Here is a 14,117-nt window from a genome sequence, read left to right on the forward strand (position 1 = left end):
GTGTCTGATGCGGATCAGGATGCCGGAGCGGGGTTAACGAGCGGTAAACGCGGCGTTCGGTGGGGGGTGGGGCGACGCAACACCCCGGGGGCAAGGGGTTGATCCGGCGAGGGAAGTCGGCCGACGGGGGTGTTGCGTGGCCCCCTGGCGGCGAGGACCGGAATGTCCCGCTGGCAGAGCGAATCAGTGCCGCCGGCCCAGGCGGGGCCTTCAAACGACAAGGGCCGCGCCTGGGGAGGCGCGGCCCTGTCGGGTCATGGAGGCGGGGTCACTCGGCCGGGACGGCCAGCTCCTCCTGCGCGAGCGGATGCGCGAGGTGGGGGAGCATCTCCTTGGGACAGACCTGCAGGAACTGGCCCAGGGAGGTCGCCCAGTCGGAGAGGAGCTCGGCCGCGCGGCGGGAGCCGGTCTCATGCTGGTGGCGCTCCACGAGGGAACGGAGCTCGTTCTCCCAGTGCGGGACCGTCACTGGGCAGGTGACGAGGGACTCCGTGTTCAGGAGGCCCCGCGCCTTGCCCTCGGGGTCCCAGACATAGGCCATGCCCCCGGTCATGCCGGCGCCGAAGTTGGCGCCGATGCGGCCGAGGATCACCGCGACGCCCCCGGTCATGTATTCACAGCCGTTGGTGCCGCAGCCCTCGACCACCACCGACGCGCCCGAGTTGCGGACGGCGAAGCGCTCTCCGGCCCGCCCCGACGCGAAGAGGAAGCCCCCCGTCGCGCCGTAGAGGACGGTGTTGCCGATGATGGTGTTCTCGGCGGCCACCAGCGGCGAGGCCATCGCTGGCTTGACCACGATGGTGCCGCCCGAGAGGCCCTTGCCGACGTAGTCGTTGGCCTCGCCCGCGACCTCGATCTTGAGGCCGGGGGCGGCGAAGGCGCCGAGCGACTGGCCGGCGGAGCCGGTGAGCTTGATCGTCAGGTGGTCGGGCTGGAGGCCGTTCCGCATCCCGAAGCGCTTGACGATGTGCGAGCTGACGCGGGTGCCAATGGTGCGGTCTGTGTTCCGCACGGCGTAGGCGAGCTGCATCTTCTCCCCGTCCTGCAGGAAACGCTCGGCGTCCTTGACGATCTCGGCGTCCAGCGTGTCCGGCACGGCGTTGCGGGGCTTGGCGCGGTCGAAGACCGTCGTCCGCGCGCCGTCCACGGTGATGAGGAGCGGGTTGAGGTCGAGGTCGTCGAGGTGCGTGGAGCCGCGCGAGACCTGCGTGAGGAGGTCGGCGCGGCCGATGACCTCGTCGAGGCTGCGGGCGCCGATGGAGGCGAGGATCTCGCGCACCTCGGTGGCGTAGAAGGTGATGAGGTTCACCACCTTGTCGGCCGTGCCGGTGAACTTGGCGCGGAGACGCTCGTCCTGGGTGCAGACGCCCACCGGGCAGGTGTTCGACTGGCACTGGCGGACCATGATGCAGCCCATGGCGATCAGGGCGGCGGTGCCGATGCCGTATTCCTCGGCGCCCATCATGGCGGCCATGACGATGTCGCGGCCGGTGCGGAGACCCCCGTCCGTCCGCAGCGTGACGCGGCCGCGGAGGTTGTTCATCGACAGGACCTGATGCGCCTCGGTCAGGCCCATCTCCCAGGGGAGGCCGGCATACTTGATGGACGTGGCCGGGGAGGCCCCGGTGCCGCCGTTGTGGCCCGAGATGAGGATGACGTCGGCCTTGGCCTTGGCCACGCCCGCCGCGATCGTGCCGACGCCGCTGCTCGACACCAGCTTCACCGTCACCTTGGCGCGCGGGTTGATCTGCTTTAGGTCGTAGATGAGCTGGGCGAGGTCCTCGATCGAGTAGATGTCGTGGTGCGGCGGCGGGCTGATGAGCGTCACGCCGGGGGTGGAGTGGCGAAGCCGCGCGATCAGGGCCGTGACCTTCATGCCGGGAAGCTGGCCGCCCTCGCCGGGCTTGGCGCCCTGGGCCACCTTGATCTCCAGCTCCTCGCAGGCGTTGAGGTATTCCGCCGTGACGCCGAAGCGGCCCGACGCGACCTGCTTGATCTTGGCCGAGGGATTGTCGCCGTTGGACTCGGGCGTGAAGTGCGCCGGGTCCTCGCCGCCCTCGCCGGAGTCGGACTTGGCACCGATCCGGTTCATGGCGACGTTGAGGGTCTTGTGCGCCTCGGGCGAGAGGGCGCCGAGCGACATCCCCGGCGTGACGAAGCGCTTGCGGATCGCGGTGATGCTTTCCACCTGCTCGATGGGGATGGGGTTGCCCAGCGGCTTGATGGCCAGCAGGTCCCGCAGGTGGATCGGCGGGTTGGACTGCATGGCCTTGGCATACTGCTGCCAGATCTCGTAGGAGGCCCGGTCGCAGGCGGTCTGCATCAGGTGCATGGTCGTGGCTTCCCAGGCGTGCTTCTCGCCCGAGCGCCGCGCCTTGTAGAAGCCACCGATGGGGAGGAGGCCGGTCGGGCCGTGCCAGCCCTTGGCGTGGGACCTCCTCGATCTTCCGCTGGAGGCCGATGAGGCCGATGCCGGAGATGCGCGAGTGCATCCCGGGGAAGTATTCGGCGCACATGGCGCGGCTCAGGCCCACGGCCTCGAAGTTGAGGCCGCCCCGGTAGGAGGAGATCACCGAGATGCCCATCTTGGACATGATCTTGAGGAGGCCCGCGTCCACCGCCGCGCGGTAGCGGCGCATGGCGTCCACGAGGGTGCCGTCGAGGAGGCCGCGCGCGATGCGGTCGGCGATGGAGTCCTGCGCGAGGTAGGCGTTCACCGTGGTCGCGCCCGAGGAGATGAGGACCGCGAAGTAATGCGGGTCGATGCACTCCGCGCTGCGGACGTTGAGCGAGGTGAAGGTGCGCAGGCCCTTGCGGGTGAGCCAGCTATGGACGGCGCTGGTGGCGAGGATCATCGGCATCGGGACCTTGGTGGCGTCCTGATGCTCGTCGGTGAGGACGATGTGCGAGGCGCCGGAGCGGACGGCGTCCTCGGCCTCGGCGCGGATGCGCTCCAGGCCCTGCCGCAGGGCGTCGGGACCGGGGAGGAAGGCGCAGTCGATGAAGGCCACCTGCGCGCCGAAGGTCTCGACCATGACGTCGAACTCGGCGTTGGCGATGAACGGCGATTCAAGGACGAGGATCTCGGTCTGCGAGGAGTCCTCGTCGAGCACGTTCTTGAGGTTGCCGAAGCGGGTCTTGAGCGACATCACCCGGCCCTCCCGCAGGGAGTCGATGGGCGGGTTCGTGACCTGGCTGAAGTTCTGGCGGAAGTAGTGCGAGAGCGGACGGTAGACGGCCGAGAGCACGGCGGCGGGCGTGTCGTCGCCCATGCTCGCGATCAGCTCCTTGCCGTCCTCGGCCATGGGGCGAGGACCTGCTCCAGCTCCTCGACCGAGTAGCCGGCGGCGATCTGGCGGCGGCGGAGCTCCTCGCCCGCGAAGAGCGCCTTTTCCGGCACGTCGCGCAGGAGGGCGTTGAGGTCCACGACCTTCTCGACCCATTGCGAGAAGGGCTGCGAGGCGGCGAGGCGGTCCTTGATCTCCACGTCGTGGTAGAGGCGGCCCTCCTCCATGTCGACGGCGATCATCTGGCCGGGACCGAGCGCGCCCTTCTCTCGGACGTTCCTTTCCTCGACGGGGACCATGCCCGCCTCGGAGCCGGCGACGAGGAGGCCATCCGTCGTGACGACGTAGCGCAGCGGGCGGAGGCCGTTGCGGTCGAGGCCGCCGCAGACCCAGCGGCCGTCGGTCATGGCGAGCGCGGCGGGGCCGTCCCAGGGCTCCATGATCGAGTTGCAGTAGGCGTACATGTCCTGCCAGGCCTTCGGCATCTCGCCGGTCATCTTGGACCAGGCCTCGGGGACGAGGATCGTCTTGGCCATGGGGGCGGAGCGGCCGGCGCGGACCAGGGCCTCGAACACCGAGTCGAGGGCGCCCGAGTCGGAGGTGCCGGAGGGGATGATCGGCTTGATGTCCTCGGCCATCTCGCCGAAGGCGTCGGAGCTCATGCGGATCTCGTGCGACCGCGTCCAGTTCACGTTGCCCTTGAGCGTGTTGATCTCGCCGTTGTGGGCGAGCATCCGGAAGGGCTGCGCGAGCGCCCATTGCGGGAAGGTGTTGGTGGAGTAGCGCTGGTGGAAGATGGCGAAGGCGCTCTCGAACCGCTCGTCCTGCAGGTCGGGGTAGAAGGTCGCGACCTGCTCGGCCAGCATCATCCCCTTGTAGATGATCGAGCGGCAGGAGAGCGAGGCGAGGTAGAGGTTCACCTGCGCGGCGACGGCCGCCTTCTCGATGCGGCGGCGGATGATGTAGAGCTCGCGCTCGAACTCCTCGGTGCTGAGGGGCTTCTCGCAGCGGATGAGGATCTGCTCGATCTCGGGGCGCGTGGCGTTGGCCTTCTCGCCGAGGACCGAGATGTCCACGGGGACGTGGCGCCAGCCGTAGATGTAGTGGCCCATGCGGAGGACCTCGGACTCGACGATGGTCCGGCAGCGCTCCTGCGCGGCGAAGTCGGTGCGGGGCAGGAAGACCTGGCCCACGGCGATGAGCTTGTCCAGCGCGGGCTCGTGCCCCGTCCGGCGGACCTGGTCGTAGAAGAAGCGCACGGGGATCTGGACATGGATGCCCGCGCCGTCGCCGGTCTTGCCGTCGGCGTCCACCGCGCCCCGGTGCCAGACCGCCTGGAGCGCCTGGATGCCCTTCTCGACCACGCCCCGCGACGGCTTGCCCTCGATGGAGACCACGAGGCCCACGCCGCAGGAGGCGTGCTCGTCGTCGGCCTTGTAGAGCGAGTGCTCGTGCATCCAGGCGCGCTTCGCTTCCTCGGCCTTGACCCAGGAGTCGTCGTAGGTGGTCGTCATGGGTCATCTCCTTCGATGAAGGGGTTGTGCTGTTCGTAGTCGGCCCGCGTCTTGCGCGGGTGGTCGCCGGCGAGCCTGGCCGACTCCATGGCGCGGTCGACGTAGATCTCGGACCGGAGCGGCCAGTCCTTCGCCTCGTCGAAGAGGCCGGGCATCAGCTCATAGCCGGCGTCCCGAGGCTCGCCCTTCTCGTCCTGGTCGCGGAACCAGAGATGCGTGCCGCAGGCGGGGCAGAAGCCGCGCCGGGCGAAGGGGGAGCTCTGGAACTCCCGCGCCTCGCCCGTCACGACCACCGAGGCGGCCGGCGCGGTGAAGCAGAGGAAGAGGCCCCCGCTCCAGCGCTGGCACATCCGGCAATGGCAGGCGCCGACGCGGGGGTCGTGCTCGCCCTCGACGCGGATGGCGACGGCGCCGCAGAGGCAGCGGCCCTCCATCAGCCCTGCCCTCCCGGGACCGGCGACATCAGCGGCGCGTCGTTGGACGACATGACCTCGTTGCAGCCATACTTGGGGTTGACCGAGAGGAAGCCGCGCTCGCCGGGGCGGATGAACTCCTTGGGCGTGTCGTCGACCTCCTCCACGTCCTCGCCCACGACGACGCTGCTCTGGCCGGACAGGAACATCCGCCAGTCGCGGCTCACGTATTCGCTGCCCGTGCCGCGCCAGACCTCGGAGCCGTCGGGGGCGTAGGCGGTGATCGCGTATTCGGTGCGGTCGAGCGTCACGCCGTCGATGGTCGTCGTCTCGCCCGTGAGCTTGTCGTAGCCCACGTAGCGGGTCGGGCCGATCTGGTCGGAGTTGGTCGTGAAGTCCCAGTGGTCCTCGCCCTTGGAGAGGAGGTCGTCGAAGTTGGCGGGATCGGCCGGGTTCGGGGCCAGGAATTCGCTGTGCTGCGACAGGACGTGAAAGGATTCCACCCATTCGGTCTGGCCGTCGATGGCGCCGAAGTAGGTCACGCCCCCCTCGTCCATGTCGACGCGGCGCTGCCAGCCGGCGGGGTCGTTCTCGCAGGTGAAGTGGTGGGACACCGTGCAGGAGGACATCTGCACGGTGAGGTAGGCCGTGCAGCCCGCCGGGGGCTGGAAGGTCTGGCCGGGCTGGGACTGCTGCGGAGCGGCCTCCTGCGCGAGGGCGGGGGCGGCGAGGGCCAGCAGGGGGAGGAGAGCGAGGCGACGCATCGGGATCGGGTCCTTTGGAGCGGTTGGGCGGGCCCAGATGGCCCTGCCCCGCGTCCCCTGTCGAGGAACGTTTGCCTTACTCGGCGGCGACGGCGGTCGCGCTCTGGTTCAGGTAGCTGAGGATCGCGCCCGCGCAATCGCGGCCGTCGCGGATCGCCCAGACCACGAGGCTCGCGCCACGGACGATGTCGCCGGCCGCGAAGACGCCGTCGAGCGAGGTCTGGCCGGAGCCGAACTGGGCGCGGATCGTGCCCCAGCGGGTGACCTCGAGGCCGGGCGTGGCCCAGAGCGCGGGGAGCGGCTCGGGCTCGAAGCCCAGCGCCTTGACCACGAGGTCGGCGCCTTCGAGGACGACCTCGCCCATCGGCTCGGGCGAGCGGCGGCCCGTGGTGTCGGGGGCGCCGAGGCGCATCCGCTGGACCTTCACGCCCTCGACCGCGTCGCCGACGAAGCCCTCGGGGGCGGAGAGCCAGACGAACTCCACGCCCTCCTCCTCGGCGTTGGCGACCTCGCGCTGGGACCCGGGCATGTTGGCGCGGTCGCGGCGGTAGAGGCACTTCACCGAGGCCGCGCCCTGGCGGATGGCGGTGCGGACGCAATCCATGGCGGTATCGCCGCCGCCGATGACGACGACGCGCTTGCCGGAGGCGTCGAGCTCCCCGGAGTCGAACTCGGGCACCTCGTCGCCGAACTGCTTGCGGTTCGAGGCGGTGAGATAGTCGATGGCGCGGACGATGCCGCGCGCCTGCGAGCCCTCGCCCTCGATGTCGCGCGACTTGTAGACGCCGGTGGCGATGAGGACGGCGTCGTGGCGGCCCCGGATGGCGTCGAAGGTGAGCGTCTCGCCCACGTTGCAGTCGAGGACGAACTCCACGCCGCCGTCGCGGAGCTGGTCGATGCGGCGCATGACCACGTCCTTCTCGAGCTTGAAGCCCGGGATGCCGTAGGTCAGGAGGCCCCCGGCGCGGTCGTGGCGGTCGTAGACGGTGACCTGCAGGCCGGCGCGGCGCAGCGTGTCGGCGGCGGCGAGGCCCGCCGGGCCCGCGCCGATGATGCCGACGGACTCGGGACGCTCCTGCGCCGGGCGGATGGGCTTCACCCAGCCCTGGTTCCAGGCGTTGTCGGTGATGTAGCGCTCCACCGAGCCGATGGTGACGGTGCCGTGGCCCGCCTGCTCGATGACGCAGTTGCCCTCGCAGAGGCGGTCCTGCGGGCAGATGCGGCCCGTGAACTCCGGGAAGTTGTTGGCGGCCTGCGCGATCTCGTAGGCCTCCTGCAGGCGGCCTTCGGCGGTAAGGCGCAGCCAGTCGGGGATGTTGTGGTAGACCGGGCAATGGGCTTGGCAGTAGGGCACGCCGCATTGCGAGCAGCGCGAGGCCTGCTCGGCCGCCTTGGGCTGGGCGAAGTCGCCGTAGATCTCCAGGAAGTCGAGGCGGCGCGCCTCGGCGGGCCGCTTCTGCGGCATGTCGCGGCCGACGGTGACGAACTTGAGCATCTTCTCGACGGCCACGGCGCATCCTCCTGACGCAGGGTCGGAATGCGCAATACGGCAGGGCCGCTGACATAGCAAGTCAGCAATGCTGACCTAAATGGAGGATTCCTGCCGCGGAGGCCCGGGTCTAACGGCGGAACTCGCCTCTTATTAGGTCAGCTTTTATTCCCTATATTCTCAGAACCCCAAGGAAAGAAGGGCGAAGGCCACCACGCCCACGACGATTCGCCACCAGCCGAAGAAGGCGAACCCGTGCCGGGTGAGGTAGGCCAGCAGCCAGCGGACCACGAGGAGGCCGCTCAGGAAGGCGACCGCGAAGCCGATGGCGATCAGGCCGATGTCGTCGGCGTTGAGCTGGTCGCGGCTCTCGTAGAGGTCGAGGGCCACGGCGGCGCCCATGGTGGGCAGCGACAGGAAGAACGAGAACTCGGCGGCGGCGCGCCGGGTCGTCCCGAGGAGCAGCGCGCCGACGATGGTCGCGCCTGAGCGGGACACGCCGGGCACCAGCGCGAGGCACTGGAAGAGGCCGATCCCGAAGGCGGTGCGGAGCGGCAGGTGGTCGGCCTGGTCGTAGCGGGGGCGCAGCGCCATGCGGTCGATGAGGAGGAGGACGATGCCGCCCAGGACCAGCATGACGGCGATCAGGCGCGGCGTCTCGAAGAGCACCGTCTTGATGAAGTCGTGCAGCAGGAGGCCCAGCACGGCGGCAGGCAGGAAGGCCACGAGCACGGTCAGGATGAAGCGCCGCGCCTCGGGGTCGCGGGGCGCCCGCCCGAAGGCCCAGGCGAGCTTGCCGGCGTAGAGCACGACGATGGCCAGGATGGCGCCGAGCTGGATCACCACCTCGAAGGCCTGGCCCGCGCTCTGGAAGCCGAGGAAGTGGCTGGCGAGCAGCAGGTGGCCGGTCGAGGAGACGGGGATGAACTCGGTCGCGCCCTCGAGCAGGCCGAGGGCGGCGGCCGTGACGGCCTCTGGCAGGGTCATGGCGGATCCTGTCAGGCGCGCAGGTTGCGCGCGGATTCCTGGATGGCCGCGTATTGCCCCGAGGGGCGGAAGCGCCACAGGTAGTCGGGCAGCACCGATTCCATGGCGGTCGGCGCGATCCCCAGCGCCTCGAAGCCGGGGGCGCGGCCCGTGGCCACGTTGGGCGACCGGAGCGAGGCGACCTGGTCGCGGGTCACGGGCAGGGGCGCGAGGCCACCGGTGACGGTGCGTCCGGCCTCGAACACGGTCCCCATGAGGCTGCCGAGCCAGAAGGGCAGGCCGATCACCGGGCGGCGGCGACGGATGACGCCGAGCATCCGCTGCATGAGCTCGCGGAAGGTCGCGACCTCGGGGCCGCCGAGCTCGTAGATGCCGGGCGCGGCGCGGCCGTTGACGCCCAGCGCGGCGGCGGCGGCCACGTCGTCCACCCAGACCGGCTGGAAGGCGGTGTCGGCGCCGATCACGGGCAGGACCGGCCCGCGCGAGGCCATGGTGGCGAAGCGGTTGAAGAAGTTGTCCTCCTGCCCGAACATGATCGAGGGGCGCAGGATCACGGCATGGGGCATGTGTTCGAGGACGGCCTGCTCGCCTTGCGCCTTGGAGCGGGCGTATTCGCTGCGGCCCTGGAGGTCGGCGCCCAGCGCCGAGACGTGGACGAGGCGGCGGACCCCCTGGTCGAGGCAGAGGCGCGCGACGCGGGCGGCGGCGTCCACGTGGATCGCCTGGAAGCTGTTGCGGCCCTTACGGTCGAAGGTGCCCACGCAGTTCACGGCGGCGTCGGCGCCCGAGAGGACCGCGCGGACCGATTCGTCGTCGCGGATGTTGCAGGCGACGGGGACGACCTGGCCGACATGGCCGTACATCCGCACGAAGCCGGCGAGGTTGGGGTCGCGGACGGCGACGCGGACGCGCCACCCCTCCTTGGCGAGGCGGCGGGCGACGTAGCGCCCGAGGAAGCCCGAGCCCCCGAAGATCGTGACCAGCTTCGACATGGGCCATCCCCCTTTGCGCGTCCGAGCCCATCTAGCCGCGCATCGACGCGCGGGCAAGCGCATCGGGGGCCGTTGACACCCCCGCGCAGCCCCGTAAGAGCCACGCCACACCCCGTGCCCAGGTGGTGGAATTGGTAGACGCGCTGGTTTCAGGTACCAGTGTCCGAAAGGACGTGGAGGTTCGAGTCCTCTCCTGGGCACCACTACCCCCTTCGCCGATGTTCGCCGAAGATCGACAAAGCCCCTGAATCCATGTAGATTTAGAGCCACTTCGTCCGTGGCTGTCCGGCTCTGTTCGCCCAAAGCCACCGCGAAGTGGGGGCCTTTTTGGGGGCCTTCGGAGCGGGCACGGTTGGGGGGCGACATGGCGCTGACGGACGTGGCGGTGCGGAGCGCAAAGCCCCGCGACAAGGACTACAAGCTCGCGGACAGCGCGGGACTCTATCTCCTGGTCACGCCCTCGGGTGGCAAGCTCTGGCGGCTCAAGTATCGGATGCACGGGGTTGAGCGGAAGCTGGCGCTGGGCCGCTATCCCGAGATCACCCTGAGCGAGGCGCGTAAGGCCAGGGATGCGGCGCGGGAGGCCGCGAGCGGTGGCGAGGACCCGTCCGCCCTCAAGCGCCGGAAGCGGATCGCAGCCAAGATCGCGGTCGGAACCACCTTCGGAGCCGTATCGCAGGAATACATCGAGAAGGCGGAGCGCGAGGGGCGCGCACCGGCCACCATCTCGAAGCTGCGGTGGGCGCGGGAATGGCTCCTCCCGATGATCGGGCACCGGCCGGTAGATCAGGTGGAGCCGCACGAGCTTCTGGCCGTGCTCAAGAAGCAAGAAGGCAAAGCCCAGCTTGAGACCGCCCGACGCACCCGCGCCTTCGCCAGCCGGGTCTTCCGCTACGCCGTGGCGACCGCGCGGGCCAAGAGCGATCCCGCCGCCCTGCTGGTGGGCGCCGTGGCGGCCCCCTGCCCCAAGAACCTCGCGGCGATCATCGAGCCCAAGCGGGTGGGCGAGCTGCTGCGGGCGATAGACGCCTACAGCGGGCAACCTATCACGCGGCTCGCGCTGGCCTTATCGCCGCATGTCTTCGTCAGGCCGGGCGAGCTGCGGCAAGCGGAATGGTCGGAGTTCGACTTCGACGCCGCTGTCTGGCGTATCCCGTCCAAGCGCATGAAGATGCGGCGCGAGCATGTGATCCCATTGTCGCGCCAGTCGCTCGCGATCCTAATGGAGGCAAGGGTGCTGTCGGGCTGGGGGCGCTTCGTCTTTCCCGCTCTGGGCAAGCCGGACCGCTGCCTGTCCGAGAACACGGCCAACGCGGCGCTCCGCCGGATGGGCTTCGATCAGGGCGAGATGACCGCGCATGGTTTCCGGGCCATGGCAAGCACGCTGCTGAACGAGTCGGGTAAGTGGTCGCCGGACGCCATCGAGCGGGCGCTGGCGCACAAGGACAGCGATCAGGTTCGCGCGGCCTATCATCGGGGGGCGCACTGGAAGGAGCGGGTCGCCATGGCGCAATGGTGGAGCGACCACCTCGACGCCCTGCGCGACGGCGCGCAGGTGCTGCCCTTCCGGGCGGGTGAGCGGTAGGCGCGGAACCTTGCGCCCCTCGGCTTGAGGCTTCCGGGCGACGCCGCCATAACCGGCGCATGGCAGAGCAATGGATCGACGCTGCGACCGCGGCAAAACTCGTCATGGACGGCCCCAATGGCCTTGCGGGGCGTCGCGCGCTTTGTGCACGAGCTCAGCAAGGTCTTGTCCCGACACAAGCGCGGCTGCTTGTCGTGAAGACGGGAAAACTTGTTAGTCGCCAAGAGAACATGGCGGTGCCGACAGAGTTCTGGGACGTAGAGGGAGGAACCGAGTTCCAGCAGGACTGGGGGGCCGGAGACTTCTCGACCACGCTTGATGGCGACAAGCATGTACAGGCGTTCGGCGTAACCTTCGCCATGAGCGGCTTGCTTGAGCTGCTACCTCCCGAGAGGCGTGCGATTGTTGCGCGCGGTCTGTCCGTTGCCGGCGACCCAGCCTGGATCAGCGCACGTGATGCTCGCAAGTTCGCCTACGAGACAGCCGGGCTGAACCCGAGGCACGCGGCGGCCGCGGTCATCGAGCAAGGGCGACTTGGCTTTGTCACGGCACGCGCGGTTCTCGCCAGACGAGCGGACAGGAGGCGACCGGACGGCTCGACGTGGGAACAACGCGAGTGGGACGTACCTTGCTGGTTCTGGCGCAACCTCGCCGAGGACCGTGCGGCTCAGCAGGATTGGGAGCTGGGGAGCTTCACAGCGCGCGGCGCGATCTCGGAGGGGACCTATGTCATCGCCTTGAGCAGCGTCTACTTCCTGCAGGAGTCGTTGCAGGTGCTGCTACCAGTTCAAGGCCGCAGCGTCCCTGATGAGCCCGAGGTCAAGGCTCAGGGCAAGGGCGGCGGTCAGCCGCCGCGCGCCTTCTGGGACGACATGATCGTGGCCGTTGCTGGCCTGCTTCTCCACGGACAGCTCGTGCCGCAGCGGCAGGCTGAGGTGAAGAACGCCATGCTCGACTGGGCGGCCGACCATGGTCACGATATCTCCGAGTCTGCGGTAAAGGACAAGGCCAAGAAGCTCTTCGAGGCTTATCAGACGGAGGGCAGAAACTTCCTGAAAGGAGGTTCCTGACCATTCCTGCCCCCAACTGACTGAGTTCGTTGGCCTGAGCCGCCATGCTCCCCCTGTATCCGCTGGCATCCGCCGGCGTCAGCACAGGAGCAGGACCATGGAACCTCTCGCGGTTTCGATCAACGACACGGTGCGGATGCTGGGCGTCGGCCGAACGTCCGTCTACGAGATGATCAAGGACGGGCGGCTCGAGGCCTTCAAGCTCGGCCGCCGGACGCTGGTGCGGGTGGAGTCGATCCGCCGGCTGGTCGAGGCGCAGGGCTAAGGACGCGGCGACCATGGCGGCCCGACGCGTCAACCCCAGCCTCATCAAGGTGCACCGCACCTACACGGTCTGCGAGCTCGCCGACCGGCTCGGCATCCACAAGAACACGGTGCGCAACTGGCAGCGCGAGGGGCTTGAGCCCATCGACCGAGGCCGGCCAGTCCTCTTCCACGGCGGCACGGTTCGCGCGTTCCTGAAGGCGCGGAACACGGACCGGAAGCAGCCCTGCGGCCCGGGGCGGTTTTACTGCTTCCGCTGCCGCACGCCCCAGCCGCCGGCCGAGGCCATGGTGGACTTCGTGCCCCTCAACCCGCGCTCCGGCAACCTGCGCGCGCTCTGCGGGACCTGTGGCGGGCTCATGCACCGGCGCGCCTCCGCGACCGCTCTGGCCCGCGTCATGCCCGGGATCGAGGTCCAGATGGGACAGGCTCCCTGACGCCTAAAGGGGAGGATCAGGCCCTCCCTCAACTGTCACTTCGAGCAGCAAGGCCCAAGACGATGAAGACCACTCCCCAGACTACGGCCAAGAGCCCCATCAGCATGGCTTCCAGGCCCTCAAAGACCAACGCCGCCAACGAGCGGATCAAGCGCGAGTACTTCGGGTATCTGGCCGAGGCAAAGGGCCGCGACGAGGCCACCATCGACGGGGTGGCAAAGGCGCTCGCCCGCTTCGAGGCGTCCAGCCGCCACCGCGACTTCAAGCGCTTCCACCGCGAGCAGGCGGTCGCCTTCAAGCGCGAGCTGGCCGAGGCGGCCAATGCGCGGACAGGGGAGAAACTCAGCAAGGCCACCGTGCACGCCACCTTGCGACACCTGCGGGAGTTCTTCTTCTGGCTGGCGCATCTGCCCGGCTTCAAGGCGCACATCGCCTATGCCGACGCCGACTACTTCAACCTCTCCGACAAGGACGTAGCCGTGGCCCGTGCCCGGCGCGAGAAGCGGGTGCCGACGCTCGATCAGGTGCGGCATGTCCTCGCGGCCATGCCCAGCGCCACGGCGCTGGAGCGGCGCGACCGGGCGCTCCTGGCCTTCGCCACTCTCACCGGCGCGCGGGTGCAGGCGCTCGCGTCCTTCCGGCTCGGGCACGTCGATCTCGAGGGGAGCTTCGTCGAGCAGGATGCCCGCGAGGTGCAGACCAAGGCCGCCAAGAGCTTCCGCACCTACTTCATGCCCGTGGACGAGGGCGCGCTGGGCATCGTGGGCGAGTGGGTGCGCGAGCTGGAGCGGGACCATCTCTGGGGACGGAGCGACCCGCTCTTCCCCGCGACCGAGATGGGGCTTGGGCCAGACGGGGGCTTCGTGCCCGTCGGCCTGGCCCGGCGCGGCTGGGCCACGAGCGAGCCCGTGCGGGAGATCTTCCGACGCGCCTTCGTGGGCGCGGGCCTGCCCTACTCCAACCCCCACTCCTTCCGCGACATGCTGGTGCGGCACGCCATGGCCCTCGACCTCTCGCCCGAGGAGATGAAGGCATGGTCGCAGAACCTGGGCCACGCCGACGTGCTCACCACCTTCACCAGCTACGGACAGGTTCCCACGCACCGACAAGGGGAGCTGATCCAGGGCCTAAGTGACAAGAGGCGAGCGGCGTTCGTGGCGGCAAACCGTGAGGAGCTGGAAGTGATCGAGAGGGTCCTGACGCGAATGAAAGGACGATGATCTGCTCACTTAGTAAGATTTGGAGTGAGCCTGATCTCCCATCAGATTGGACCAAGGAGCAGCCCATCATTGCTCACCAATTATCCCATGTACGT

10 protein-coding genes, 1 tRNA gene and 1 pseudogene are annotated in these 14,117 nt (G+C 69.1%); 6 read left to right on the top strand and 6 right to left on the bottom strand.

All coding sequences use genetic code 11. The features are described 5' to 3' along the window. Positions 1–268: 268 nt before the first annotated feature. The 6 genes and pseudogenes from gltB to RUMESO_RS16120 form a co-directional block, all read right to left on the bottom strand. A pseudogene (gltB, locus tag RUMESO_RS16095) lies at positions 269–4,801 on the bottom strand (glutamate synthase large subunit). Continuing rightward, positions 4,798–5,235 carry a GFA family protein gene (locus tag RUMESO_RS16100; RefSeq protein WP_037281581.1) on the bottom strand — a complete coding sequence of 146 codons (438 nt, stop codon included), beginning with the start codon at positions 5,233–5,235 and terminating at the stop codon, positions 4,798–4,800. The pseudogene gltB and the gene RUMESO_RS16100 overlap by 4 nt, the downstream one beginning before the upstream one ends. Continuing rightward, positions 5,235–5,978, bottom strand: a complete 744-nt coding sequence (locus RUMESO_RS16105; RefSeq protein WP_051521397.1) for a hypothetical protein — start codon at positions 5,976–5,978, stop codon at positions 5,235–5,237. The genes RUMESO_RS16100 and RUMESO_RS16105 overlap by 1 nt, the downstream gene beginning before the upstream one ends. Before the next feature lie 76 nt (positions 5,979–6,054). Beyond that, positions 6,055–7,488, bottom strand: coding sequence for an NAD(P)-dependent oxidoreductase (locus RUMESO_RS16110; protein ID WP_082484138.1), 1,434 nt, complete (start codon positions 7,486–7,488; stop codon positions 6,055–6,057). Positions 7,489–7,647: 159 nt separating this feature from the next. Further along, positions 7,648–8,454: an undecaprenyl-diphosphate phosphatase gene (locus tag RUMESO_RS16115; RefSeq protein WP_037281582.1), complete on the bottom strand. Its 807-nt coding sequence runs from the start codon at positions 8,452–8,454 to the stop codon at positions 7,648–7,650. A gap of 11 nt (positions 8,455–8,465) precedes the next feature. Then, positions 8,466–9,446, bottom strand: a complete 981-nt coding sequence (locus RUMESO_RS16120) for a complex I NDUFA9 subunit family protein (RefSeq protein WP_037281583.1) — start codon at positions 9,444–9,446, stop codon at positions 8,466–8,468. A gap of 116 nt (positions 9,447–9,562) precedes the next feature. Between RUMESO_RS16120 and RUMESO_RS16125 the strand changes: the two genes are divergently transcribed. The 6 genes from RUMESO_RS16125 (at position 9,563) to RUMESO_RS16150 (ending at position 14,022) form a co-directional block, all read left to right on the top strand. Beyond that, positions 9,563–9,649: transfer RNA gene (locus RUMESO_RS16125), tRNA-Leu, on the top strand. A gap of 161 nt (positions 9,650–9,810) precedes the next feature. After that, positions 9,811–11,031, top strand: a complete 1,221-nt coding sequence (locus RUMESO_RS16130; RefSeq protein WP_037281585.1) for a tyrosine-type recombinase/integrase — start codon at positions 9,811–9,813, stop codon at positions 11,029–11,031. A 59-nt stretch (positions 11,032–11,090) separates the two neighbouring features. Further along, complete coding sequence (locus RUMESO_RS16135; protein ID WP_156362982.1) at positions 11,091–12,101, top strand: hypothetical protein; 1,011 nt, start codon at positions 11,091–11,093, stop codon at positions 12,099–12,101. A gap of 97 nt (positions 12,102–12,198) precedes the next feature. After that, complete coding sequence (locus tag RUMESO_RS16140) at positions 12,199–12,366, top strand: helix-turn-helix domain-containing protein (protein ID WP_037281587.1); 168 nt, start codon at positions 12,199–12,201, stop codon at positions 12,364–12,366. 13 nt (positions 12,367–12,379) lie between these two features. Then, positions 12,380–12,802, top strand: coding sequence for a helix-turn-helix domain-containing protein (locus RUMESO_RS16145; RefSeq protein ID WP_037281588.1), 423 nt, complete (start codon positions 12,380–12,382; stop codon positions 12,800–12,802). A gap of 62 nt (positions 12,803–12,864) precedes the next feature. Continuing rightward, on the top strand, positions 12,865–14,022 hold the full coding sequence (locus RUMESO_RS16150; RefSeq protein WP_211262903.1) for a tyrosine-type recombinase/integrase: 1,158 nt from the start codon (positions 12,865–12,867) through the stop codon (positions 14,020–14,022). The last annotated feature ends 95 nt before the right edge of the window (positions 14,023–14,117 follow it).

The sequence above is a fragment of the Rubellimicrobium mesophilum DSM 19309 genome (assembly GCF_000600335.2).
GTDB classification, from domain to species: Bacteria; Pseudomonadota; Alphaproteobacteria; order Rhodobacterales; family Rhodobacteraceae; genus Rubellimicrobium; species Rubellimicrobium mesophilum.

Coding starts and splice junctions, on each gene's coding strand:
- RUMESO_RS16150 (WP_211262903.1), top strand. CDS start 12,865: ATGAAGACCACTCCCCAGACTACGGCCAAGAGCCCCATCAGCATGGCT.
- RUMESO_RS16100 (WP_037281581.1), bottom strand. CDS start 5,235: ATGGAGGGCCGCTGCCTCTGCGGCGCCGTCGCCATCCGCGTCGAGGGC.
- RUMESO_RS16130 (WP_037281585.1), top strand. CDS start 9,811: ATGGCGCTGACGGACGTGGCGGTGCGGAGCGCAAAGCCCCGCGACAAG.
- RUMESO_RS16145 (WP_037281588.1), top strand. CDS start 12,380: ATGGCGGCCCGACGCGTCAACCCCAGCCTCATCAAGGTGCACCGCACC.
- RUMESO_RS16120 (WP_037281583.1), bottom strand. CDS start 9,446: ATGTCGAAGCTGGTCACGATCTTCGGGGGCTCGGGCTTCCTCGGGCGC.
- RUMESO_RS16140 (WP_037281587.1), top strand. CDS start 12,199: ATGGAACCTCTCGCGGTTTCGATCAACGACACGGTGCGGATGCTGGGC.
- RUMESO_RS16135 (WP_156362982.1), top strand. CDS start 11,091: ATGGCAGAGCAATGGATCGACGCTGCGACCGCGGCAAAACTCGTCATG.
- RUMESO_RS16105 (WP_051521397.1), bottom strand. CDS start 5,978: ATGCGTCGCCTCGCTCTCCTCCCCCTGCTGGCCCTCGCCGCCCCCGCC.
- RUMESO_RS16115 (WP_037281582.1), bottom strand. CDS start 8,454: ATGACCCTGCCAGAGGCCGTCACGGCCGCCGCCCTCGGCCTGCTCGAG.